The organism is Natronobacterium texcoconense (assembly GCF_900104065.1).
GTDB classification, from domain to species: Archaea; Halobacteriota; Halobacteria; order Halobacteriales; family Natrialbaceae; genus Natronobacterium; species Natronobacterium texcoconense.
In genome coordinates this window covers 601,751-626,002 of the sequence record NZ_FNLC01000001.1, presented here as the reverse complement: position 1 = coordinate 626,002, position 24,252 = coordinate 601,751, and the positions used below count along the sequence as shown (strand labels likewise).

Annotated in this window: 25 protein-coding genes; 7 read left to right on the top strand and 18 right to left on the bottom strand. The window is 64.0% G+C overall.

The features are described from left to right. Nucleotides 1-104: 104 nt before the first annotated feature. Both BLR35_RS03300 and BLR35_RS03295 read left to right on the top strand, forming a co-directional pair. Nucleotides 105-743 carry a hypothetical protein gene (locus tag BLR35_RS03300; RefSeq protein WP_090377326.1) on the top strand — a complete coding sequence of 213 codons (639 nt, stop codon included), beginning with the start codon at nt 105-107 and terminating at the stop codon, nt 741-743. Between the two features lie 159 nt (nt 744-902). After that, nucleotides 903-1,964 carry a glycosyltransferase family 4 protein gene (locus tag BLR35_RS03295; RefSeq protein WP_090377323.1) on the top strand — a complete coding sequence of 354 codons (1,062 nt, stop codon included), beginning with the start codon at nt 903-905 and terminating at the stop codon, nt 1,962-1,964. A gap of 153 nt (nt 1,965-2,117) precedes the next feature. Here BLR35_RS03295 and BLR35_RS20160 read toward each other — a convergent pair whose 3' ends face one another. Next, nucleotides 2,118-2,573: a hypothetical protein gene (locus tag BLR35_RS20160; RefSeq protein WP_139169227.1), complete on the bottom strand. Its 456-nt coding sequence runs from the start codon at nt 2,571-2,573 to the stop codon at nt 2,118-2,120. A gap of 298 nt (nt 2,574-2,871) precedes the next feature. On the opposite strand from BLR35_RS20160, the gene BLR35_RS03290 reads away from it, so the two are divergent. Continuing rightward, on the top strand, nt 2,872-3,288 hold the full coding sequence (locus tag BLR35_RS03290; protein ID WP_090377321.1) for an HIT family protein: 417 nt from the start codon (nt 2,872-2,874) through the stop codon (nt 3,286-3,288). Here the strand turns inward: BLR35_RS03290 and trpB (BLR35_RS03285) are convergent, their stop codons facing one another. Continuing rightward, entirely contained in the window at nt 3,289-4,455 is a 1,167-nt protein-coding gene (gene trpB / locus BLR35_RS03285) for a tryptophan synthase subunit beta (RefSeq protein WP_090377318.1), read from the bottom strand. A gap of 104 nt (nt 4,456-4,559) precedes the next feature. On the opposite strand from trpB (BLR35_RS03285), the gene BLR35_RS03280 reads away from it, so the two are divergent. Further along, on the top strand, nt 4,560-5,975 hold the full coding sequence (locus tag BLR35_RS03280; protein ID WP_090377316.1) for a hypothetical protein: 1,416 nt from the start codon (nt 4,560-4,562) through the stop codon (nt 5,973-5,975). A gap of 24 nt (nt 5,976-5,999) precedes the next feature. Here BLR35_RS03280 and BLR35_RS03275 read toward each other — a convergent pair whose 3' ends face one another. The 6 genes from BLR35_RS03275 to BLR35_RS20510 form a co-directional block, all read right to left on the bottom strand. Next, nucleotides 6,000-6,833: a phosphate ABC transporter ATP-binding protein gene (locus BLR35_RS03275; protein ID WP_090377314.1), complete on the bottom strand. Its 834-nt coding sequence runs from the start codon at nt 6,831-6,833 to the stop codon at nt 6,000-6,002. Then, nucleotides 6,830-7,690, bottom strand: a complete 861-nt coding sequence (locus BLR35_RS03270) for a PstA family ABC transporter permease (protein WP_090377312.1) — start codon at nt 7,688-7,690, stop codon at nt 6,830-6,832. The genes BLR35_RS03275 and BLR35_RS03270 overlap by 4 nt, the downstream gene beginning before the upstream one ends. Beyond that, entirely contained in the window at nt 7,690-8,634 is a 945-nt protein-coding gene (pstC, locus tag BLR35_RS03265; protein ID WP_090377310.1) for a phosphate ABC transporter permease subunit PstC, read from the bottom strand. Before pstC ends, BLR35_RS03270 begins: the two co-directional genes overlap by 1 nt. A 5-nt stretch (nt 8,635-8,639) precedes the next feature. Next, a complete protein-coding gene (locus tag BLR35_RS03260; protein ID WP_170830951.1) occupies nt 8,640-9,620 on the bottom strand; it encodes a PstS family phosphate ABC transporter substrate-binding protein in 981 nt (326 codons plus the stop codon). A 313-nt stretch (nt 9,621-9,933) separates the two neighbouring features. Beyond that, nucleotides 9,934-10,917: a YeiH family protein gene (locus tag BLR35_RS03255; RefSeq protein ID WP_090377308.1), complete on the bottom strand. Its 984-nt coding sequence runs from the start codon at nt 10,915-10,917 to the stop codon at nt 9,934-9,936. 4 nt (nt 10,918-10,921) lie between these two features. Next, nucleotides 10,922-11,062, bottom strand: coding sequence for a hypothetical protein (locus tag BLR35_RS20510; protein WP_170830950.1), 141 nt, complete (start codon nt 11,060-11,062; stop codon nt 10,922-10,924). 201 nt (nt 11,063-11,263) lie between these two features. Between BLR35_RS20510 and BLR35_RS03250 the strand changes: the two genes are divergently transcribed. After that, nucleotides 11,264-11,566 (top strand): DUF7553 family protein, encoded by a 303-nt coding sequence (locus tag BLR35_RS03250; RefSeq protein WP_244510177.1) that lies wholly within the window; start codon nt 11,264-11,266, stop codon nt 11,564-11,566. Here the strand turns inward: BLR35_RS03250 and BLR35_RS03245 are convergent, their stop codons facing one another. From BLR35_RS03245 to trpC, 7 genes are all read right to left on the bottom strand, one after another. Continuing rightward, the gene (locus BLR35_RS03245) at nt 11,567-13,252 is read right to left on the bottom strand and encodes an NADH-quinone oxidoreductase subunit D (protein ID WP_090377306.1); all 1,686 of its coding nucleotides are present in this window, start codon (nt 13,250-13,252) and stop codon (nt 11,567-11,569) included. It abuts the gene before it with no gap. Nucleotides 13,253-13,363: 111 nt separating this feature from the next. Next, complete coding sequence (locus BLR35_RS03240; protein ID WP_170830984.1) at nt 13,364-14,494, bottom strand: glucosidase family protein; 1,131 nt, start codon at nt 14,492-14,494, stop codon at nt 13,364-13,366. A 7-nt stretch (nt 14,495-14,501) separates the two neighbouring features. Further along, complete coding sequence (locus BLR35_RS03235) at nt 14,502-15,278, bottom strand: hypothetical protein (RefSeq protein WP_090377304.1); 777 nt, start codon at nt 15,276-15,278, stop codon at nt 14,502-14,504. Between the two features lie 166 nt (nt 15,279-15,444). After that, nucleotides 15,445-16,242, bottom strand: coding sequence for a 2-amino-3,7-dideoxy-D-threo-hept-6-ulosonate synthase (locus tag BLR35_RS03230; RefSeq protein WP_090377300.1), 798 nt, complete (start codon nt 16,240-16,242; stop codon nt 15,445-15,447). 24 nt (nt 16,243-16,266) lie between these two features. After that, nucleotides 16,267-17,265 carry a tryptophan synthase subunit alpha gene (gene trpA, locus BLR35_RS03225; protein WP_090377297.1) on the bottom strand — a complete coding sequence of 333 codons (999 nt, stop codon included), beginning with the start codon at nt 17,263-17,265 and terminating at the stop codon, nt 16,267-16,269. Then, complete coding sequence (trpB, locus tag BLR35_RS03220; protein WP_090377294.1) at nt 17,265-18,584, bottom strand: tryptophan synthase subunit beta; 1,320 nt, start codon at nt 18,582-18,584, stop codon at nt 17,265-17,267. The genes trpA and trpB (BLR35_RS03220) overlap by 1 nt, the downstream gene beginning before the upstream one ends. Beyond that, complete coding sequence (gene trpC, locus BLR35_RS03215; protein WP_090377292.1) at nt 18,581-19,366, bottom strand: indole-3-glycerol phosphate synthase; 786 nt, start codon at nt 19,364-19,366, stop codon at nt 18,581-18,583. Before trpC ends, trpB (BLR35_RS03220) begins: the two co-directional genes overlap by 4 nt. 93 nt (nt 19,367-19,459) lie before the next feature. Here trpC and BLR35_RS03210 point away from each other — a divergent pair, with 93 nt between their 5' ends. Beyond that, nucleotides 19,460-19,948: an MGMT family protein gene (locus BLR35_RS03210; protein WP_090377288.1), complete on the top strand. Its 489-nt coding sequence runs from the start codon at nt 19,460-19,462 to the stop codon at nt 19,946-19,948. Nucleotides 19,949-19,973: 25 nt separating this feature from the next. On the opposite strand, the gene BLR35_RS03205 is transcribed toward BLR35_RS03210, so the two are convergent. Genes BLR35_RS03205 through lonB form a run of 3 tightly spaced genes read right to left on the bottom strand, consistent with a single transcriptional unit; the run spans nt 19,974 to nt 23,490 of the window. Further along, a complete protein-coding gene (locus BLR35_RS03205; protein WP_090377285.1) occupies nt 19,974-20,327 on the bottom strand; it encodes a hypothetical protein in 354 nt (117 codons plus the stop codon). A 25-nt stretch (nt 20,328-20,352) separates the two neighbouring features. Further along, complete coding sequence (locus tag BLR35_RS03200) at nt 20,353-21,300, bottom strand: CPBP family intramembrane glutamic endopeptidase (protein WP_090377282.1); 948 nt, start codon at nt 21,298-21,300, stop codon at nt 20,353-20,355. A gap of 3 nt (nt 21,301-21,303) precedes the next feature. Next, nucleotides 21,304-23,490: an ATP-dependent protease LonB gene (gene lonB, locus BLR35_RS03195; RefSeq protein WP_090377276.1), complete on the bottom strand. Its 2,187-nt coding sequence runs from the start codon at nt 23,488-23,490 to the stop codon at nt 21,304-21,306. A gap of 230 nt (nt 23,491-23,720) precedes the next feature. Here lonB and BLR35_RS03190 point away from each other — a divergent pair, with 230 nt between their 5' ends. After that, nucleotides 23,721-24,239 (top strand): nicotinamide-nucleotide adenylyltransferase, encoded by a 519-nt coding sequence (locus BLR35_RS03190; protein WP_090377273.1) that lies wholly within the window; start codon nt 23,721-23,723, stop codon nt 24,237-24,239. The last annotated feature ends 13 nt before the right edge of the window (nt 24,240-24,252 follow it).

Below are 24,252 nucleotides of genomic sequence, written 5' to 3'. Positions count from 1 at the left end.
CGACGCCTGGCTTCGACGCAGGCCCGACGGCGCGAACCTGTCTCGAGCAATTTCGGCTCCATTGCTGTGCTTAACAAAGGTCGTCGACCGAATCCGTGGGAGCGATGACAGGTGCGAGTACGGGAACGGGAGACAGTGGTTCGGTCTGGACGCTGGTCGTCACGATTCTCGTCGTTCTGATCGCGTTCGGAGCGACCGTCGCGATCGTCGCGCCGGAGTTTGCAAGCGGAGACTCCCCGTCGCCGGAGGGAGACGTCGAACCGATCGGGGAGCCCGGTCCCGGCCCCGGCGAAGGAGTCGATCCAGGAGACAGCGAGAACGGGTTCGACGACGCCTCGAGCAATAACGGATCCGACTCCGACGAGGCTGACGGAGACGAAGAAAGCGAGGGCGATCCACCCGTGGACAACGAAACTGACGACGGTAACGACGACGAAGCCCTCGACGAGGACGAAGACGAGGCGACCGATTCCGACGACACGGACGAAGCCGAAGACGAAGATGCCAACGATACGGACGGCGATACGGCGGAAACCGGCGAGGCTGACGAGACGGACGAAGACGATGCCGAAACGGAAGAACCCGACGACGAAGCCGATGAAGCTGACGAGGCGGACGAAGACGATGACGACGAGACGGAGTCGCCCGGACTCGGCGACGACAGCCCGGTCGATCCCGACGAGGACGAAAGTGTCTTCGACCAGATAGATGCCTTCGTCGACAACGTCACCGAAGACGACTAATTGATCGACTCGAGACTCGAGAAAATATCTCGATGTCCCGGTAGCGGACTCGAATGGCCAGGATTCAAGGGTTTTCGATTCGCTGTTAGCGACGGCGTCGGGCGGACGGGCGTAACGAAAAAAGTGACTTTTTATCCCATCACTACGTGGCGACACCATATGCGCGTCGCGTTCGTCTCGTTCGAGACGGTCCACCATCGGGATACCGAGACGAAGCGACGACTCCAGACGGTTCTCAAACTCCTCCAGAACGCCGGACACGACGTTCACGTCTTCTGTGCCCGGTTCTGGGAAGGAGATCGTTCGACGTTCGAACGCGGCGGAATCACGTACCACGGCCTCGTCTCCGACCTCGAGTCACGCACCTGGTTCGTCGCGCGGCTGCCGTTCTCCATCGTGTCGCTCGGCCCGGACGTCGTTCACACGAGTCCGGAGCCGCCGGGACAGGTGATCGCGGCGAACTGGGGAGCGACTCTCACACGCGTGCCACTGCTTCTGGAGTGGTACGGCCAGGAAGCGGTCCCCGACAATCGAGCGATGCGCTGGGCGCTTCGCAAGCCCGACCGGATCGTCACCCCCTCGGAACTCGTCTCCACGTGGGTCATGGAACGCGACGTCAGCGACGACCGCGTCGACATCGTTCCGAACCCGATCGACGTCGATCGAATCCAGGAGACGCCAGTCGGCGAGGAAGTCGACGTGATCTACTCGCGACGCCTCGACGAGGGCGCGAACCTCGAGAGCCTCTTCCTGGCGCTGGCCGAGTACCGCGACCGCGACTGGACCGCAAAGGTCCTCGGCGACGGCCCGGAGCGCGACACCTACGAACGACTGGCGAGCGACCTGCGGATCGAGGACCGCGTCACGTTCGCGGGCGAGTGCTCGCTCGAGGAACGGATCTCGGCCTACCGTGGCGCACACGTCTTCGCACAGACCGCCGAGTACTGCGTCTTCCCCACCGAGATGCTGTGGGCGATCGCCTCCGGCTGTGTCGGCATCGTCGAATACCACGTCAACTCGAGCGCCCACGAACTCGTCGTCGGGTGGGATCGAGGCTTCCGGACCACGAGCGAGGAAGAACTCGCCGACGCCATCGTCGAGGCCGGCGACCTCGAGAAACGCGAGTTCGACGAGGCGTTCGCGAAGTACGACAAGGACGCCGTCTTAGAGCAGTACCTGACGACGTACGAACGGCTGCGGGAGTCGTCGGGCGTTCTCTGATACGGGCTACTGGCTCCATTGGATTATTTGGAAATTTATATATTTTAATTGGTCTGCTGAATACAGAGGATGAGTGCAGTATGACAATCGAGGTGACTTCACGTTGATCCAAGTGAATAAGACATTCAGTAGAGATGCGTACTAAACGGTGAGTTAGAGGTTGCAGGTGGTCTCCTCTTTCAGTTTGGCATCTCGAACCGTCAATGAGCTATTATGAACTAGTCCCTCTGTAATCACTAGGTCTGCAAAGAGACAGTCTCCCTCGGGCGGAGGGGAAATCCCTTTCTCATGGCTTAAATGGGCGATTTGTACCTTATCTACGCCGCTGACAACATAATACAAATAGTACTCTGCTGGCTCTGATGACCACGTTGGCTCAATCCACACTTCATTATCTGCATCGATTTCACTGGTGTCGTGGTACACGCGTTCGTTGTTTCTCTCAATTCTTAGATCGACTTTATAATCTTCATATGTCGTATTAATTATACGGATGCTCCCGAGTCGGAAACCAGACTCAGAGTCAGATAATACATGGTCCATACAACCTGCTGTTGCTGAAACTCCGCAAATAGCAAGGAGGTGGCGGCGAGTTAGCATTTCTGTCATTCACTGTAAGTAATTCTACTTCTCGTATATGTTTTTGGCTGGTAGTGCTTCCTGAATTGAACGCTCGAACTTCCACGTTGATCGCTCCTCAGGTCGTGACACATTTGCGCTCTCTATTCAGCACGACGTTTATGCCATCTCTTGGAGGTTTCAACGGATCCGGACTACTGTACGTCATTTCCAGCGTAACCGCGACTTCGCCTGCGGTTTCGCCGGTACAGCAATCCGTATGAGTTTCGGCAGGTCGAAGCCCCGGTCCGACGTGGGATACATATAGGATCCGCGAGAGGCTTGGGACATGGACTGTGACTTCTGCCGGATCGTCGCCGGCGACCAGCCGGCACACGTCCTCTACGAGGACGAGGAGACGATCGCGATTCTCGACGAGAACCCCGCCGTCACCGGACACAGCCTGATAATCCCCCGTTCGCACGACGAAGACGTACTGACCGGCGCGGAACCGACGACGACCGGCGTGTTCCGGACGGCCCGACTCGTCGCCGCAGCACTCGAGGAGACGCTCGAGCCCGCCGGATTCAGCGTCTTCCACACGAGTGGGCCGCTCGTCGGAACGGTGGATCACGCCCACGTCCACCTCCTGCCGCGGTTCGAGGACGACGGCGTCTCGCTGTCGCTGGCACGCGAGACGCTGGCGGAATCGGAGGGCGAAGAACTGGCGAACGGGATCCGAACCGTACTCGAGGACCGGTCGTAGCTACAGATCGAACTTCGAGGCCGCGGTTTCCATGTCCTTGTCACCACGTCCCGAGAGGTTGACGAGGATCGTCTCGTGTTCGCCCGCTTCGGCGAGCTGGATCGCCCGCGCGACGGCGTGGCTCGATTCGAGCGCCGGGATGATCCCTTCGGTCTCGCTCAGTTCGCGGAACGCGGCCAAGGCCTCCTCGTCGGTGACGCCCGTATACTCACAGCGGCCGACGGCACGGAACATGGCGTGTTCGGGGCCGACGCCGGGGTAATCCAGTCCCGCGGAGACGGAGTGGACGTCGACGTCGTCGTCGATGACGCGCGTCTTCATCCCGTGTATGACCTCGTCTTTCCCCTCGGCCAGCGGCGCGGCGTGCTTGCTCGAGTCCGCGCCCTCGCCGCCACCTTCGGCGCCGTAGAACGCCACGTCGTCGTCGCGGAACGCGTGGAAGAGTCCGATCGCGTTCGAGCCGCCGCCGACGCAGGCGACCGCGGCGTCGGGCAACTCGCCCGTCCGCTTGAGGAACTGTTCGCGCGCTTCGTCGCCGATGACCGACTGGAAGTCACGGACCATCCGCGGGAAGGGGTCGGGGCCGACGACGCTGCCGACGAGGTAGTGCGTGTCGTCGACGTTCTCTGCGAAGTCCTCCAGAGCGGCGTCGACGGCGTCTGCCAGCCCCTCGTCGCCGCGGGTGACCTCGTTGACGTCGGCACCCATCAGGCGCATCCGGAAGACGTTCATCTCCTGTCGCTCGACGTCTTTTCGGCCCATGTAGATCTCCGTCTCGAGGTCGAACAGCGCACCGGCCATCGCGGTCGCGACGCCGTGCTGTCCTGCTCCGGTTTCGGCGATCAGTCGGTCGCGGCCGGCGCGTTTGGCCAGCAGCGCCTGGCCGAGCACGTTGTTGATCTTGTGCGCGCCGCCGTGCAGCAGGTCCTCGCGCTTGAGATAGATGTCCGCGCCGTAGCGGTCGCTCAGGTTTCCGGCGTAGTACAGCGGCGTCGGCCGTCCCGCGAACTCCTCGAGGTGGTCCCGAAAGTCGGCCTGGAACTCCTCGGTCGTCGCAACCTCGTCGTAGGCGGCGGCGAGTTGCTCGAGTGGCCTCTCGAGCGGTTCCGGAACGTGTCGACCCCCGTATTCGTCGAACGTTCCCTCGTCGTGTGCATCGTTGGACATACCTGTCAAGTAGGGGTTCACTCTCAAGTAAGTTCCGCGCCGCAGTGTGCAATGCTTGCCCGCGTATTATCCGACAGAGTGTCGTTGCCATCGGTACGCAGTCGATGCGAATCTCACAGTTACTCTCCGGCGATCGTTCGACCCCCCAGGGACTCCCGAACTTCGACTCGACGACCGTGTTCGTCCGGGCGGCGGCGAGCTACCTCCGGGGTGAGCAGTTCCCCAGGCTCGGGATGCTTCACCCCGGGCTAACCCCACTGGCGAAGCGCGTCAATCACCTCCCTCGGCGACTCCGGACCGCCATCTACACGCAGGGCGGTGCGAACGAGGGCGTCTCGCCGGACGACCTCGACTCCGTCGACGTCGAACGCTTCCGCGAGTGGGTCGTCGACCAGTACCCCACGCGGGGGTATCCGGCGGTGATCGTCGGCTCGAGCAACGGCGCGGGCGTCTTCCTCTCGGCACTGCTGGGTATCCCGTGGCTCCCCCAGACGTTTCTCGTCCCCGTCCGGCGGGACTGTCACCCCGACGCGATCCGTGAGGATATCCGATGGGGGTACGAACACGCCGAGCCGTTCCTCGAGGCGAACCCCGACGTGTCGCTCCACCAGATGCACGACCCCAACCAGGATCGGCTGATGGTCCGGAAACTCGGCTACTTCCGGACGAAATCGTGCGTGCTGGGCGAGGCCTACGAGGAGTTCCTGAAAACCGTGCTCGAGCCCGGCGGGACCGTGATCTCGCTCGAGTGCGAACACGACTGGCCGGCGATCGACCTCGGCGACCGGCACAGTTTCCAGCTCGGCGGGCTCGGAGGGCTCGAACCCGAGGAGTACTACGAGGGCAGCGAGAAGATCTCGGAGTTCCTCGAGCGACAGGACGCCGACGTCCGCGAGTGGGACGTGCCGGAACCCGACGGCCGGACCCTCGAGGCCGAGTGGGGGTTCGAGCCCGCGCTGCTCGAGGACGTAGAGCGGGTCGCCGACGAGCAGGGATACGACCTCCGGCGGCTCCAGTTCGACGATCCGCGCGATCTGAGTCCGTTCGTCGCGGATCTCTATCGACGCCGGTACGAAAGACGAGACCGGTCGGTCGATCGGCTGTTCGTCCAGTCCTTTGCCCTCGTCGAACCCTGGTGGACGATCCGGACCGGCTCTGTTCCCTACTGGGCGGCGTTCAACACCGAGTCGGACACCGAATTTATGGAGGAGTACCTCGAGAACACGGACGCGTACGACGAGATCCGGGCGAACCTCTTCGCCCACGGCGTCGAATCGGCAGGACTCGCGTCGGCCGACCAGTGGCGGAGCCTCCTCGCCCGAGCGCAGGACGGCCACGGGTTCGTCGGCACCGACCCCGAAGAGTTCCCCTACGACGTGGAGGTCCAGGTCCGTTACCACGAGGACATCTCCGACGATATTAGCGCACGCCATCCGCATCCGCCGCCAATGGCGTTCGATCGGTTCGACGAGATTGCCGGGGAGGTCACCGACGAGTACGAACTCGAGTGGCTCGAGTAGTGAGAAGAGTGCGCTCGAGTCGCGCTACTGCCTGGCGGCGACGGTCTCGCCGGCGGTCGCCTCGTCGTCTTCGGCGTCCGAGTCGGCTCCGATCACGTGTCCCTTGACGAACTGTTTCGTCCGTTCGTGCTGTGGATTCTCGAAGAACGACCGTGCGTCATTTTGCTCAACGACCTCGCCCAGGTAGAGGAAGACGACCTCGTCGGCGAGCCGTCTGGCCTGGTCCATGCTGTGGGTGACCATGACGATCGTGTACTCCTCCTTGAGGTCCGCGAGCGTCTCCTCGACTGTCTCGGCCGAGATGGGGTCGAGCGCGGAGGTGACTTCGTCACAGAGCAGGACTTCGGGCTCGACGGCAAGCGAGCGGGCGAGACAGAGCCGCTGGATCTGACCGGTCGAGAGTTCCGCGCCCGGCGCGTCCAATCGATCCTCGACCTCCTCCCAGAGGTTGACCTTCCGCAGGTAGCTCTCGACGAGTTCGTCGAGTTCCGCCTGAGAGTCGTAGTCGCCGTGGATCCGCAGGCCGTAGGCGACGTTCTCGTAGATCGACAGCGGCAGCGGCGTCGGCTCCTGTGGAACGTAGCCGATCCGCCTGCGGATCTCGGGTGCGGGGTCGTCCGTGTCGTAGACCGACTCCCCGTTCAGGGCGACGTCACCCGTGATCTCCGCGTTGGGCTGGATCTCGTGGAGCCGGTTCAGCGACTTCAGCAGCGTCGACTTCCCACAACCGGAAGGGCCGATGATGGCAGTCAACTGGTTCGCGGCGAACTCGAGGTCGACGCCCTTGACGGCCTCGACCTCGCGGTCTCCGGTGTACGTTACGGCGAGGTTCTCGGTGGTGAGTGTCGCATCTGTCATGAGTGGCTACCTCCTGGTGCGAACCGGGCGTAGCGGCCGGCGAGCAGTTTCGAGACGAGGATCAGCCCCAGCACGACGACGATGAGGATGAACGCCGCTGCGTAGGCGTGTGACCGGACCTCGGCGTTGAACGACATCGCCTGGTCGAAGATCATCACCGGCAGCGTCGTCGCGCCGTCGAAGGGGCCCGAGGGCATGTTCGTGCTCCGACCCGCGGTGAAGAGAACGGTCGCGGCGTCGCCGATGCCGCGGGCGAAGCCCATGATGATCCCGGCGACGATCCCCGGCAGCGCCGCACGCGCGGTCATCAGCGCAGCCTCGAGTCGGGTTCCGCCGAGACCGTAGGTCGCTTCCTTCACGGTGTCGGGGGCCGACCGCAGTGCCTCGTCGATGTACCTGGTCATAATCGGGTACTGGAAGATCGCGATGGCGACGATCCCGAAGAACAGGCTCGTCCGGGCACCGATCGCGATGATGATCGTCAGGACGAACACCCCGTAGACGATCGGTGGCGTCCCCCAGAGTACGTTCAGGAACATGTTCACCGCGTCGGCGAACCGTTCGCTCGAGTAGTCGCTCTGGAGGTAGATCGCGGTCGACATCGCGAGGATCGCGGAGACGACCGTCGCCGGGCCGACGATGAAGACGCTGCCCACGACGGCGTGCAGGAATCCGCCCTCGGCCTCGAGCATGTACCGCGATCCCGGCGGCGTGATCGCGATGGCGGGGTCGGTGAGGAACACGCGTCCGCCACGGTAGAGCGTCACGGCGACGACCATGACCATCACGGCGACGACGAGCGCGGCGGCACCGCGGGCGAGCCAGCCGAACAGCCGCTGTCTGGCGTAGCGGTCCATCAGTACTGCCACCTCCGTTGCAGTCGGCGGCGGACGAGCATCGCGCCGAAGTTGAAGAGCCAGACGACGACGACGAGCATCAGCCCGACGAAGATCAGCGCCGACTGGGTCAGCGGCAGCGACATGAGTTCGCCGAAGTCGTTGACGATCAGCGTCGGGAGCGTCTGCCCGGTCGCAAAGAGCGAGTCGGGAAGCTGGGTCTGGCCACCGATCAACATTGCGGGAACGATCGTCGCGCCGAAGACCCGTCCGAAGCCGAGCAAGATTGCCGAGAAGATGCCCGGCCCCGCAGCACGCAACAGGACCGACCGGATCGTCTCCCACTTCGTCGCGCCGACGCCCAGCGAGGACTCCCGGAGTTCGTCCGGCAGGGCCTCGAGCGACTCGACCGACAGTGAGATCATGAAGGGGGTGACGACGATCGCCATCACAAGACTAACTGTGAGAATCCCCAGGCCGGTCGCGCTCGAGCCCACGGCAGGCGCGAGGTAGTCGCCGACGAACGGGACGACGACGATCAAGGCGACGAGCCCGAAGATGACGCTGGGAATTGCCGCGAGGACGTCGATGAACGAGGAGACGATCGTCTTCAGTCGACCCTCGGCGTACTCGGCGATGTAGATCGCCGCGAGGATCGCGATCGGCGTCCCCATCGCCATCGAGAGGATCGTGACGTAAATGGTCCCGACGATCGCCGGAAGGAACCCGAACTCGTTCTGTGCGGGATCCCAGTTCGACGAGGTCAACATCTGGACGACCGAGTACTGCTCGAGCAGCGGCAGCGACTGGTACAGCAGCGTCAGGACGATCAGCGCGAACAGGGCGATGGCGAAGTAGCCGGCACCGAGAAACCAGTCGCTGCTCAGCCGTTCGAGAAGCAGGCGACGGCGGAGCCGGCTTCCTCGTCCTCGAGCACTACCCGTCGATTCCGTCGAGCCCGACATTCAGTTCACGGCCCCTCGGCCAGGTTCTCCTGTGCCTCCTCGAGCGTGTCCTCCTCGAGCGGCACGTAGCCGTTGTCCCGGACGTACTGCTGGCCCTCGGTGAGGACCCACTCGACGAAGTCGTAGGCTTCGCCCTCGAAGCCGCCGTTGGACGCGAGGAACATCTCGCGTGCTGGCGGGGCCGGATACTCGCCGGCTTCGACGGCCGCGAGGAAGTCCTCGCGAGTCTCGTAGAAGTCCTCCTCCTCGGAGAGTCCCTCGCCGTCCCGGTCGAGCGGCACCGGACGGATGTCGCCCTCGAGTTCGCCACTGTCGAGGTCGTAGACGTAGTTGATGTTGTTCAGCGAGATGGCGTTCTCGTTGCTTGCGACGGCCTCGGCGACCGGCTGATCGCCGTTGTGGTTGGCGTCTGCGTAGTCCTCGAGTTCGCTCTCCGTGTAGGCGTCGCCCTCGCCCGCGAGGAAGTCGCCCCACTGCTTGTAGGCTGCAGAAGCGTCCGAGCGGCCGTAGACGGTGATCTCCTCGTCGACGTCGGCGTCGACGAGTTCGCCCCAGTTGGTAATCTCCCGGGTGAAGACGGCCTCGAGTTCTTCGCGGGTCAGGCCGTCCTTCTGGAGTTCCTCGAGGACGGGGTTGTCGACGTTGACTGTGCCGACGACGGTGTCGATGAGCATCGGGACGGCGAACAGTCCCTGCTCGGTCTCTTCGGGTTCGGGTTCGCGGCCCATCATCGCGATGTCGACCTGGCCGTTGAACAGGTCGGAGACGCCGACGCCGGTGCCACCGCCGGAGATGTCGAACGAGACATCCTCGTGCTGGTCCTCGTAGATGTCCGCCCACACCTCGACCATCGGCAGTGGCCCGACGCCACCGGAGATTCGAACGGCGTCGCCGCCACCGAAGGCACCGGTACAGCCCGCAAGAGAGATAGCAGACCCGACACCTGCAAGCTCCAGTACAGAACGGCGCGAATAGGTTCGTTGCATGAACTATCCCTCCGTAGTGTTCCCGACCTTGTATCCCCTCGTTAGCCTGCAATTCTTTGGTTTTCAACCAGAACTGGGCAAGCGTTGCCAGCGAAGGCGTGTGAATAACAGCCACGGAGAGGTACCGCGATCCAACCGCAGGCCCTCGATTTCGGTCTCTGAAGGGCCGGGCCGATCGGCGAGCGAACGTCTCGAACGGTGAAACAGTCGCGCTGACGACCGCTAACGCAACCAACGCACGGGATCGGCGACGCAGTGGCAAATATTGGTGCGAACTACGTGCCGAGATCGATGCTCGTCGGTGACGATGCGCTCAGAACAACACCGTAAGTGCCACGAGAGACAGCGTACTGGCGACGATCAGCGCCGCCAGCACGACGGCCGCAGGTGCGAGTCCGGTACTCCGGAGTTGAGCGAGCCGAATCTCCATCCCGAGCCCGACGAACGCGAGCAAGAACAGCCAGCTATAGGCGTTCTCGATCGATGCCTGCTGTGCCGGTGAGAACGCGCCCAGGCTCGAGAGGGCGACAAGCACGAGAAATCCGAGCACGAACTTGGGGAACTCGTCCCAGAGGGTCCGGACCGAGAGACGGCCACCGTCGGTCCCGCGGGCGTAGTAACTCGCGTAGGCGAGGACGACGACCCCGATCAGGGCGTTCCGGGCGAGTTTCGTCATCGTCGCCCACTGGCCAGCGGCGTCGGAGTGGGCGAACCCGACCGCGACGACGGGCCCGGTCGAGAACATGCTGACGCCGGCCCAGACGCCGAAGACGGTGCTCGAGAGGCCGAGCAGGTCGCCGACGATCGGATAGACGACGAGGGTGACAGCGTCGAACAACAGTACGGTTGCGGCGGCGTAGGCGATCTGATCCTCACGAGCGCGTATCGCGCCGGCGACGGCGACGACGGCCGAGACGCCACAGATGCTGGCTCCGGCCGCGAGCAGCGATCCGAGTCGGTCCCCGAGTCCGGCGACGTTCCGGGAGAGCACCTCGACGAACAGGAGCGTGCTCGTGGTGACGACCAGCAACACGAGCAGGACGCGCCCGCCGACCTCGAGGACCGTCTCGAGCGTCAGCGACGCGCCCATGAGGACGATCCCGGCACCCAGCCAGAGCTTGTGGGTCCCAACGCCGGGTGCGAGGCGGTCGGGGACGCCGACGGCATTTGCCAGTACGAATCCGAGCGCGATGGCGACCAGCAGGTGGTTGACGCCGACAGCGAGTCCGACGGCGCGAGCGAGAACGGCACCGAGACAGAGGGCGACGAGGCCCGGAAGAAGTCGACGTACCGACATTTCGTCACCAGGGAACCCGGACCTCGAGTGCGACGGTCGTCGCGACGACGATCGCTGCGACGACGACGCTTTGCCAGTCACGCTCGAGCGCCCGCCAGCGGGATCGAAGCGTCGCGACGCCCACCCACAACCGTTCGATCGACATTCGTTCGGAGCGTCCGGTGTGGCGTACTTACGGCTGTCGATCCCTCGGCGTCTCGGGGAATCTCGTCGGTATCGGATAGTGTTGCCATCGTCTGTGACGGGCTGGTGTCGCTATCGTATGTGGGAAAGTAACAGGGACACGTCGAACGTCACCATCACCAGCAGGCCCGACACCTACCCCAATCGCTCTCCTACGACCGGTATGAGCGACCGGGAAGACGACCCCGAAGAACACCTCAAACGAGTACGCGAGCACCTCCAGCTGGCTGTCGACGGCGCGGACCGAACGATCAAGTCACAGCTCGAGTCGATCACGGCCGGCGTTTTCGAAGAACAGGACGGCCGACTCACCCAGTCCGAACCGGGGCCGAAGGACGATCGGATCGTCGAAATCGCGGAGAAACTCGACGGGTTGGCCGAGGAAGCGTCGGGGGAGACAGCCGATCACGTGTCGACGGCTCGAAACCACTGCATCCAGTACGTCGAGGAGAGCGAACGGGCGTAGTCAGCGGTCGACGCTCCCCAGGACGATATCCAGGCTCCCGAGCGACGCGATCAGGTCGGGGACGTACTCGCCTTCGGCCATCTCGGGCAGTGCCGAGAGGTTGTGGAAACACGGGCTGCGGATCTTGAACCGGGCCGGGGAGTTCGTGCCGTCCGAACGGAGATAGATCCCAAGTTCGCCCTTCGCGGATTCGACCGCACGATAGGTCTCGACGTCGGCGTCCGGCTTCAGCGTCCGCGGGACGTTACTCTGGACCGTGCGTTCGTCCTCGGGCCAGTCCTCGAGCAGGTCGAGACACTGCTGGACGATCTTGGCCGATTCCTCGACTTCCTGCATGCGACAGAGGACGCGAGCGTGGTTGTCACAGCCGTCGCGGGTGACGACGTCCCACTCCAGATTCTCGTAGTAGCCGTACGGATCGTCACGCCGGACGTCGTAGTCGATCCCCGATCCACGGGCGACCGGTCCCGTGACGCCGTAGTCTTTGGCCACTTCCGGCTCGAGAATTCCGGTGTTGACGGTTCGAAGCTGGAAGATTTCGTTGGTGACGATGAGGTCGTGGTACTCGTCGAGTTTCGCGGGCAGTTCGTCGAGGAAGTCCCTGGTCTTCTCGATGAACTCCTCGCGGGGTTCGGGCAGATCCCAGCAGACGCCGCCGAGTCGGAAGTAGTAGAACATCATCCGCTGGCCGGTCAGGTCCTCCAGGATGTCCTGGACCACCTCGCGGTCGCGGAAGGCGTACTGGAAGATGGCGGTGAACTCGCCGTAGACGTCGAGCGCGAAGGTGCCGAGCGCGAGGAAGTGACCGAGCATGCGACCCAGTTCCGTCGCCATCGTTCGCAGGACCTGGGCGTACTCGGGGACCTCGATGTCGGCGACGTCCTCGATCGCGCGGGCGACCGCCCACTCGTTGGGCAGGTTCGCCGTGTAGTCCCACCGGTTGGAGTAGGGGATGATCTGGTGGCGGTAGGTCCCCTGCTGGCACATCTGTTCCTCGCAGCGGTGGAGGTAACCGATGTCCGGATCGACGTCAGCGACTGTCTCGCCGTCCAGTACCGCTTTGAGGTGGAGCACGCCGTGGGTTGCCGGGTGGTGCGGGCCGATGTTGAGCAACATCGTCTCCGACTCGGCGCCCCTGCGGCTCTCCTGGAGTGGGTTCGCGTGTTCGGCGAACTGGATTACCTGCGGCTTGTTCTGGTCGTAGTCCAGCGAGAGCGGATGTCCCTGCCACGAGTCGGGCAGCAAGATTCGTCGCATGTCGGGATGGCCCTCGTACTCGATGCCGACGAGGTCGTAGGCCTCCCGCTCGTGCCAGTCCGCGGTCCGGAAGACGGGTTCGGCGCTCTGACAGACCGGATCGTCACGCGGAAGTTGGACGACCAGCGATACCTCGTGGGTCCGCTGATCGTACTTCGTCAGGTGGAGAATCGACTCGTACCGATCCTCGTACTCCTGGGCAGTGATACACGAGAGGTGATCGAACCCCGCCTCCTCACGAAGCAGCGTCAGCACCTCCTGGACGTCGGTCGGCCGGATCACGAACGCAGGCGCGTTCTCGTGGTCGTCCCGACGGAGCGTGTACGCCGACAGCAACTCCTCGAGTCGGTCCTCGTCGACGCCCTCTTCCCGGATGTGATCGTACTCGGGGTCGATGCTCGGCCGTTCGTGCTGTGGTGTCTCGCTCATTTCGATCCCCGACGCGCCGGTAGCGCGGTTCGTCTCACCTACAACTAACGTGGAAATGAGGGTTTTCCACGCTCGGAGAGACTGTCCGGCAGGAGGAAACGAAACTACGAATCAGTCCCTGAACCGCCGGTCGTACTCCGTCCACAGCGCCGCCGCGACCGTGAAGTCCTCCGCGCTCGCGTAGCCGCGTTTGACGTACGGCTCGCCCTCGAACGTACACACCTCGAGGAAGTTGCCGTAGGGAGCGAGCAGTCGCTCGATGCGGTTTACTTCCCGCTGGGCTCGCTCCTCGAGGCCGTATCCAGCAATCCCGTTCGCGTACGTGAGGCTGTTCCAGGGCCAGACGTGGTAGTGGTAGTCCCGGTGCAGGAGGAAGAACGGGTGGACCTCGGTCGGGCCGAACGGACGCGCTCGCATCCGGAGGCCGTACGGCGTCTCGAGAGTCGAGAGCGAATCGGCGATCGATCGTGCCCGTTCGTCGTCGACCAGGCCGAAGTAAAGCGCCGTGACGTTCGCGTCACACGCGAGCACGGACGATCCCCGTCGCTCGTCGAAGTAGCTGCCGTTCCAGAGATGCGAGACGAGTGCGTTCCGAATCGACTCCGACTCGCCGGTAAACGTCGTCGCGATCCCACGCTCCTCGAGTCGCTCGACTGCAGCAAGCAACAGCACGGTGTTGTACGCTTCGCGTGGCTGGGCCGCCGAGTCCCACCAGGAACTCCCCCTCCCTGTTACCAGTCCCGTCTCGGGACCGACGAACTTCTCGCGGTAGATCGCCGCGAGATCGATGATCGAGTCGGCGTGTGCCTCGAGGCGATCGACCGCCGAGAGCAAGAGGACGAGAGCGGGGAACGTGTCGACGCCCTCAGCCGGCGTCGCGGCCCGGTATTCGTCGTGGAAGTCGGTGTAGAAGACCTCCGAGAGTGAGTCGATGATTCGATCGCCAGTCTCTGCGACCTCGGACCCGTAGCCGGCAGCCACGAGCCCACGAGCCGCGAAACAGAGGTCTCGCGGCCAGACGCCTCGAAAGTGTCCGCCGGCCTCGAACCCGCGTTCGGCCCGTTCCGCGAGGATCGTCTCGGCTGCCCGCTCGAGCGAGCCACGATCCCGATACCCGCGACGGCGTTTGGCGACGTAGTGGGAGAGACGGCGACCGAGTTCGCGGGCGTGGTACCGCCAGGTCGGAACGTGACTCCGCGGATCGGACGGCGGCGGATCGACTCGCGGACCGGTATCGAACACCACCCGGTTACGTGTCCTCGTCTTCGTCCGCGCCGGCTATTTCGTCCTCGTTGTCCGCGTCCTCGTCCGGATCGACTTTCATGTGTGATGCGTCTTCCTCCGGGGTTTCCTCCGGTTCCGTGGCGTCGGTCTGTGACGGCTGTGCCTGCTCCGGATCGGGACCGGTCGCTTCGGCGGGCTCGTCGGCCATCGCCGTATCGGAAACGTCGATCTCGACGTCGTCATCGTCGGTGTTTCGTCGGGGATCGTCCGTGTCCGTGGCGTCGGGTTTCGATCGTGTCTCTCCCTCGTCTTCCCCGTCCGTAAACTCGATCTCACCCTCCGATTCCGCGTCCCGTTCGTCACCGAGTTGAGCGGAACTCGAGACGTCGCCCTCGGGACCGGTTTCTGACGTTCGACCGAGGTCGTGGCGGGAGCCAGCCGCGTGCGCCTGGTCGGAGACGTCTTTGCCGTCGGTTCCACCCGCTACGTCTCCGGTGTCGGGTTCGAACGTGCTCGGTCCCTCGTCTCGCTCTCTGGATCGTCGCTCGAGTCCGTATCTCACCAGTCCGCCGCCAGCGATGGCTTTCGGTATGGCTCGAAGCTGTCCCTTCGCGAGCGACCGAAGCGCGGAGACGAGCAAGAGCCCACCCCCTGCGACGCTGATTGTGCCCCGCGGGAGGGCGTTCGAAAGCGAAACGACGCTCGAGATCGGGTCTCGCGTCTCGAGGTCCTCGTCCGGTGTCAGTCGGTCGATCGTGTCGTCAGCGGATAGGTCGTGGTCGTGATCCTGATTGTCCGTCATGGAAACTCTCCACGCACGGTGCGCTTGCCTCTCCTACAGGAGCCGGACGGTTGAAGCTTGGACCGGCAGATGAAAGAACGGAGATCGGACGGACTGCTGGACGTCATCGACGGCGCAACCGCATGCTGGTTCGCGGTTGCACCAGTAAGTCGTACAGGGGGCCGTATCAGGCTTCGATGGCCAGTCCTGCTTCCGTCAGTGCCTCGTCGACCGAGCGGTCGTCGTGGACGACGCCGCTGACGGCCGTCGCGATCGCTTCGGGATCCTCGTGCTGGAAGATCGATCGACCCATCGAGACGCCCGCGCCGCCGGCATCCATCACGCCACGGACCATCTCGATCGTCTCGCGGTCGGTCCCCTTCGAGCCGCCAGCGATGACGACCGGAAGCCGGGTCGACTCGACGACGTGCTGGAAGCTCTCGGCGTCGCCGCTGTAGCCAGTCTTGACGAGGTCCGCGCCGAGTTCCTCGGCGAGTCGAACCGCGTGACCCAGTGCTTCGGGGTCCGTGGAGTCGACGCCGGGGCCGCGGGCGTAGGCCATCGCGAGGACGGGGATACCGAACCGCTCGGCGTTCTCGGTAACCTCCGCGAGCTGGCTGATCTGGTCGGGTTCGTGGTCCGAGCCGACGTTGATGTGGAAAGAGACGGCGTCGGCGCCGGCCCGGATCGCCTCCTCGACGGTCCCAGTCATTCGTTTGTCCTGTTCGTCTGGACCGATCGTCGTCGAGCCGTTGAGGTGGACGATGTACCCCTTGCCGTTCTTGTTCTCGTGAACGCGTGGGGCGATCCCTTTCTGCGTGAGGACGGCGTCCGCGCCGCCGCGAGTGACGCCGTCGATGGTCGATTCGATCTCTTTCAGCCCCTGGACCGCGCCCATCGTAATGCCGTGGTCCATCGGGATGATTACGTACGATCCGTCTGTACCGATCCGCTCGAGTCGTGCGTCAGTGCCGGTGGTAGTCATTGTGAGGTTGTAGCAAACTCGTCGTTATGGCTGTTCTGGTTCCGGTACGTTTCCGTCGAACGCATCGGGGTCGATTCCTGCACCGCGGAGCGCACCCCGTTTGAGTTCGGTCGCCTTTGTCTCGAGTGCGTCAGCTGCAGGCGCGTCGCCCTCGCCGTGTTCGGCGATCAGATCGACCAGCGCGCTGCCGACGATGACGCCGTCGGCACCGGCCTCGATGATCTCGGCCGCGTGGTCGCCCTCGCTGACACCGAAGCCGACCGCCTTCGGTACCTCGTACTCCTCGAGACGCGTAAGGCTGTCGTGGGTCGCCGTCGAGACGTTCGCCCGCGCGCCCGTCGTCCCGAGTCGGGCCTGAACGTAGGCGAAGCCCGATACCTGGGACATGATGTTCTCGAGGCGCTCGCCCTCGGTCGTCGGCGCGACGATAAAGACGAGGTCGAGTCCGTGGTTGTCACAGGCCTCCCGGAGGGGATCGGTCTCCTCAGCCGGGAGGTCGGGGACGATGATCCCCGAGAGGCCGGCGTCGGCGGCACGTTCTACGAACGGCCGGACGTCGGGTTCGTTCCGCGGCTTCGCCGCGTCACTATCCGAGGCGTGTGGCGCCTCGCTCGCTCCGTACTGCAGAATCATGTTGTAGTACGTCATCACAAGCAACGGTGCTTCAGTCTCGAGGTCGTCGACCAGTTCGAAAAAGCCCTCTGGCGTGGTGCCGGCCTCGAGCGCGCGGTTGATCGCCGCCTGAATCGTCGGCCCCTCGGCGATCGGCTCCGAGAACGGCAGGCCAAGTTCGATCAGGTCCGAGCCGCCACGGTCGAGGGCCTCGACGTACTCTTTCGTGTCCTCGAGGGAAGGATCGCCCGCGGTGACGTAGGTGATCAGTGCGGGGTGGTTCTCGCGGATGGCGGCCTCGACGTCGCTGTCGGTGCCGCCGTCGGCGCTCACGGGTCGCTCCTGGTCGTCGCTCCCCGCTCGCGTTTCTCGAGGCTCTCCTCCCTCCGGTCGTCGATCCTCGCCAACCATTACTCGAGCACCTCCACGTCCGGCGCGGCCTCGAGATCACGTTTCTCGGTCTCCTCGAGGACGGTCTCTAGGTCCTTGTCGCCGCGGCCGGAGACGGTGACGACGACGATATCACCCAACTCGTCGTGATGTTCTTCCAAGTATCCCAGCGCGTGACTCGACTCGAGCGCCGGGATGATCCCCTCGAGGTTCGACAGCCGATGGAAGCCGTTCAGTGCGGCGTCGTCGTCGACGTTTGCCGGCGTCACGCGGCCCGACTCGACCAGGTGAGCGAGTTCGGGACCGACGCCGGCGTAGTCGAGCCCCGCGCTGACGCTGTGGGATTCGACGATCTGGCCCTCTTCGCTCTGGAGGAGTTTCGTCATCGCGCCGTGGAGCACGCCATCGGTGCCCGTCGAGAGCGTCGCGGAGTTTGGTGCGAGGCCCTCCTCGGCGTCGATCTCGAGGCTCGAGCCGCCGGCCTCGACGGCGTACAGTTCCACGTCTTCGTCTCGCGGACTACGTCCGCTCGATTCGTTCGCGAACCGTGGGTTCGCGCAGTCCGGAACGAACGCGTGGAACGACCCCATCGTGTTCGAACCGCCGCCCGCGCAGGCGACGACGCTGTCGGGGAGCCGTCCCGCTTGCTCCTGTACCTGTGCGCGGGCCTCCTCGCTGATGACCGACTGGAAGTCACGCACCAGTTTCGGGAACGGGTGGGGACCGACGACCGACCCGATAACGTAGTGGGTGCGCTCGACGGTCGTCGCCCAGTCGCGCATCGTCTCGTTGATCGCCTCCTTCAGCGTTCCCGACCCTGCCGTCACGGGGTTTACCTCCGCGCCGTTCATCCGCATCCGGTAGACGTTCGGTCGCTGGCGGTTGATGTCGGTCCGGCCCATGTAGATCTCACAGGGCATGTCGAGGTGGGCCGCGGCCATCGCCGTCGCCGTGCCGTGCTGTCCGGCACCGGTTTCGGCGATGATCCGTTCTTTGCCCATGTATTTGGCCAGCAGGACCTGCCCGAGTGCGTTGTTCAGTTTGTGCGCGCCGCCGTGGACCAGATCCTCGCGCTTGAGGTAGATCTCCCGGTCGTAGCGCTCGCTGAGCCGATCCGCACGCTGTAGCGGCGTCGGTCGCCCGCCGAAGTCACGCATCCGTTCGCGGAACTCGTCCATGAAGCCGTCCTCGTTCTCGAGGACGTACCGTTCGTAGGCGTCCTCGAGTTCCTGCAGGGCGGGCATCAGCGCCTCGGGGACGTACTGGCCGCCATAGTCGTCACCAAACGTAGCGTCACTGGTTCGTTCGCGTTTCTCGTCGTCGTAGTCGCTCGTGCTCATGTCTCTTCCTCCACGGTCGATCGCGTCAGTCGTCGCGTGTTCGCCTCGACGTCAGCCTCTTCCGCGCCGTGGTCCATAATGGCACTACCGACGAGCAAGGCGTCGGCACCCGCCGCCCGCATCCGACGGACGTCCGCCGGCGTCGAGATGCCGCTCTCGGCGATCAGAGTGACGTCGTCAGGCACGTCGGCTGAAACCGACTCGAACGTCCCCAGATCCACCTCGAGTCGCGCCAGATCCCGATTGTTCACCCCGATGAGATCGGCGTCCGCCTCGAGGGCTGCCTCGAGTTCGGCCTCGTCGTGGACCTCGACCAGCGGCTGGAAGCCGCGGTCACGGGCGGCAGTGACGAGGTCTGCGAGATTATCGACGAACCGTGCGATCACCAGCACGAGGTCGGCTTCGACGACATCGAGTTGCTCCTCGCGAAGAAGGAAATCCTTCCGGAGGACGGGGACGTCGACGGCCTCGCGCACTCGCGTCAGCGTCTCGGGCGAACCGCCGAAGTGGGTCGGCTCGGTGAGGACCGAGATCGCGGTCGCGCCGCCCGCAACCATCGCCTCGGCCAGTTCGACGGGGTCGTCCTCGCGGGTGCCGTCCGCGGTCGGACTCGTCGGCTTCACTTCCGCGATCACGGGGACGCGTCCGTCCGTTTCCGCGCGCTCGAGGGCGTCGGAGAACGGTCGTGGCGCGACCTCCAGCGGAGTGTCCCCGCCCGGCCGTTCCCGGGCAGCGGCCAGTATCGACTCCACCTCGGGAGCGAGCGCCGTACTAGAGTTCATTATTGTACATCGACGTACTCATATGTACAAAAGCCTTGCGCCATCGGGACGTGACCGGCGATTATTCAAGCCCCTACCCCGTACCCAGAGCGTATGGAGGACGTTACCGACGCTGGGATCTACGCGCGGGAATCGTCGTACCTCGACTGTTACGTGCAACTCGGCGTCGCCAGCGGGCGTGTCCTGGACGTCTCGTTTCCCGACCACCCGGACGACGAGGCTACCGTCGTCACCGACGACAGCGAGGAAAGTCCCGTCCTCGAGCGGATCTTCGAGTACCTCGACGGACTCGAAGAGGTCACCTTCGACGACGTCCAGGTCGCGCTGACGGTGCCGACCGACCAGCGGTCCATTCTGGAACAGGTACGGCAGATACCCTACGGCGATCAGGTCGGCGTCGAGGCGCTGACCCGAATGACGCCGGAACTCGACGCCGACGACGAGGACGATCAGATCCTCGTTCGGACCGCCCTGGACGCGAATCCAGCACCAATCCTGATCCCCGACCATCGCGTCCGGGATGGGCCAAGCGCCGCACCGCCGGCCGTCGAACAGAAACTGCGCTCGCTCGAGGGGCTGTAGACGCGCCGTCGGACCGTCTCCAGAATCAGTTGTCGCTCCAGACCGTGTACAGGTACAGTCCTACCCCGGCAAAGACCGCGAGCGACGAGAGGTCGTCGATCACGGACTGACCGGTCGCGAGGAAGGCAAACTGCAGGAAGCCACCGAGCGTGAGAAATATCGCTGCAGCGAGCGTCGGCGACGGCTCGCCACCGCTCTGGCGGTAGAGGACCACGCCCAGCCCGATCGCGATCACGCCGAAGATTACTGTCGCTGCGAGCATTGCCAGCGGCTCGTTCGCGACCGCGCTGTACCCAACCAGTGCGAAGTAGAGGACGACGCCGAAGAAGATCCATCGATACGCCCGCTCCGGAATACCGGTATCGTCGATACTACTCATACCCGTAGCGAAGGCCGGCTACCCCTTAGCTTTCAATGGTTTCCGCCCACTCGAGTCCCAGCCCCTCGTGGACGAGAAACTCGAGGGCGTTGATGAGGTAGTGGGCGACGACGACTACGAGCAGGCTCCCGGTGAAGATGAACACGGTCGCGAGGACGAAACCGAGCAATCCCGTGACGACGATGCCGACCGATCCCTGCATCCCGTGGCCGATGCCGAAGGCAATCGACGAGAGGACTGCGAGCAGCCACGGATCGATGCCAAAGCCCATCGAGAGCGCGCCGATCAGCGCCGCACGGAAGAGTAGTTCCTCGAAGACGGCGATGATCGGCAGGACGCCGACCAGCAGGATGACCCACCCGCGAGTCGTCTCCGGAGCCAGCAGTTCCCGTAACTGCTCGTCGTGATCGAAACCGAACCAGGTCGCCGTCGCCGCACCGATCTCGTTTGCGGCGTACAGGACGAGTCCAGCACCGATACCGACGAGCAGGCCCGTCTCGAGATAGCTCAGAGAGAACTCGATGCCGAGCGCCTCGGCCGGGAGTCCCGTGTAGATAGCCGCACCGATCAGGACGAGCGCGAACATCCCCTGTGAGAGCGCGACGTTCGCGAGGATAGCTCCCGTCGACAGCGACGCGGGGTCGACCTCGCCGTGGGCCGGACGGTTCGGTTTGTCGGGCCGTTCACCCTCGTCAGGTCCGGAGTCGAGCTGATCGCTCTCGTCGGTTTCTTCCATCAACGCGGCCACGTCGACGGCGGAATCTGCCTCGCTCTCGTCGACGTTCGGCCCAGATTCTTGCGAAACGCCGAGCGGGTCCGACTCGAGGTCGGAACGCGAGTTCTCGAGCGGGTCGTCGTCCGATGCCGTCGCTTCGGGGTCGTCGGAAAACGTCGACTGAGTCAGATGTGAAAGAACCAGCAACAAAACGAGGACGACGCCCGTGATGCCGGCGAACGTCGCCCAGTCAGCCATCGATTACTGCGGGCTCGGGTTCGACCCGCTGACGGCCTGCTGTCGATCCAGCGCCGTCCCGGTGATCGACTTGAGTCGGTCGACCAGCGAGTCCTTCTTCGGTTCGCCCATCAGCGCGACGTCCAGCACTTCGCTGATGTTCGCACACGGGATGATCTCGACCATCTCCTCGTACTCGTCTTCGATCATCACGTCTTGCTCGTTGGCCTTCGGGATGATGACCTTGTCACAGCCGGCTTTCGCGGCGGCCTCGATCTTGTGAGTGACGCCACCGACCGGCAGGACGTCTCCTCGGACGGAGAGCGATCCGGTCATCGCGACCGACTGGTCGACCGGGATGTCCTCCAGCGCGGAGATGACGGCGGTCGCCACGGTGATGGAGGCGGAGTCGCCGTCGACGCCCTGCTGTCCGGCCTGGACGAACTGGATGTGGATGTCTTTCTCCGAGAGGTCGACGTCGGAGAACTTCTTGATGATCGCCGAGACGTTCTGGACCGATTCCTCGGCCATCTCCTGAAGCTTACCGGTGGCGATCACCTGGCCACCACCCTGGGCGGGTGCGATTTCGGCCATCACTGGAAGCATGATACCGGAGTCTTCACCCATAACTGCGAGGCCGTTGACGCGACCTTCGACGGCCTCGTCGGTGACCTGCAGTTCGTAGTCCTTGCGGCGTTCGATGTAGTCGTCTGCGAGTTGCTGTTCGATCGACCGCGAGCGCTGTTTTGCCTGGAGGACGTCTTCGCGGGTGGTGTACTCCCGGTCCTCGGCGCGGGCGATGTCGCCGGCGACGCGGACCAGTCCACCGAGGCTGCGGAAGTGCAGCGTCAGGTGGTTCTTCCGACCCGAGCGACGCTTCGCCTCGAGGATGAGTTCCTCGACGGCGTCGTCGGTGAAGTGTGGCAGGCGGCCGTCGCGTTCGACCTCCTGGGCGACGAACCGGGCGTACTTCCGGCGCATCTCGGGGGTGTCCTCGATGGTATCCTCCATGTACACCTCGTATCCGTACCCTTTGACGCGGTTACGGAGTGCGGGGTGCATGTTTTCCATCGCGTCTAAGTTCCCTGCCGCGATCATCACGAAGTCACAGGGAACGGGTTCGGTCTGGACCATCGCACCCGAAGAGCGCTCGCTCTGTCCGGTGATGGAGAATTCGCCTTCCTGGATCGCCGTCATCAGCTTCTGCTGGGTACGGACGTCCAGGGTGTTGATCTCGTCGACGAACAGCACGCCCTTGTTGGACTTGTGGATCGAACCCGGTTCGACCCGGTCGTGGCTCGGCGTCTCCATGCCGCCGGACTGGAACGGGTCGTGGCGGACGTCGCCCAGCAGGGCACCGGCGTGAGCCCCCGTTGCGTCCTCGAACGGTGCCTGTCGCTGATCGCCGTTGTCGACGATCATGTTCGGCACCATCGCGTCCGTACCGCGAGAGGTGTACCGGAAGATCAGCCAGATAATACCCGCTGCCAGGATACCGAGCAGGATGTTCGCCGCCAGGAGCGCGTACCCGATGACGATCGCGATGATGATCCACATCAGGATCGACCGCATCTGGTTGCGCTTCCGGGCTTCCTCCTTGTGGGCGTCGATGATCTGTTCGCCCTTGCCGGCGGGAACGGTCCGAACTTTCGGCGCGTTCCCGTCGTCGGGGTTGTGGTAGACGAGAACGTCCTGCAGATCCTCCTGGGGTAACAGCTGGCTCATCGCCTTCGCCAGCATCGACTTGCCGGTCCCCGGCGAACCGATCATCATCACGTGGCGACGCTGCTTGGCTGCCTTGATAATGATGTCCCGAGCCTCGTCCTGACCGATGACCTGATCGACGAGCCGGTCGGGTACCTCGATGTCGTCCGTCGAATCGATCTGGAGACCGCCGAGCAGATCGTCCTCGGCGTTCTCCTCGTCGATTTCGACACCCGGATCGACGTCGACGGTGCTACCGAGATCCTCGACGGTCTCGATGTCGTCTTCGTCGTTGGTGGTCGACTCCGAGTCAGACCCGACGCCGGTCGCGTCCTCGTCGGTTCGGTCACCGTCCTCCTCGAGCGGCGACCGTGCTCCCTGTGGCCCTTCGTCTCGGACTGGCTCCTCGTCCTGGGAGCGGTCCGCCTGGCTCCGTTCCTCGTCGGGAGCGTCGCCAGGTTCGGAAGGATCCTCGGGAGTGTCGTCAACGTTCGTATCGTTGCTCATAGAACTCTGTTCAGTACCTGATTCGAAGGGATTGGGACTGATATACTTTCTCCATGCGGAGGATGGTGTGGATGGCCGCAGACGGCGTCTACAGCGCTCGAAAGCAGGAAACAGATTACCGTTCATCGAACGAGACAGTGACGAGCTGCGCCGGTCGTAGCCCGGACGACTCGAGGAAATTCGAGAGAGAACACGCCACGCTTAAGCGCCTCGCTGGTAGAGTTTCTGGCATGACACGGGGGTTCTACATCGGACGGTTCCAGCCGTTTCACGACGGCCACTACAACATGGTCGAACGGATCGCCGACGAGGTCGACGAACTGATTCTCGGAATCGGCAGCGCCGACGACTCACACACCGTCCGGAACCCGTTTACTGCCGGCGAACGGATCATGATGATCACGAAGTCCCTCGTCGACAGCGACCTCGTCACCTACGCCGTCCCGATCGAGGACCTCGAGCGCAACTCGGTGTGGGTGAGCCACGTCCAGAGCATGAGCCCCGACTTCGACGTCGCCTACTCGAACAACCCACTCGTCATCCAGCTGTTTCGCGAGGCCGGCATCGAGGTGCGCCAGTCGCCGATGTTCAACCGCGAGGTCCTCGAGGGGTCTGAGGTCCGCGAACGGATGATAAACGACGGCGACTGGGAGTCGCTCGTTCCGGCACCCGTCGTCGAGGTCGTCGAAGAGATCGGCGGGATCGAACGCATCCAGATGGTGAGCGACTCGGACACGAACGGCGGCTGATCACACACTGATA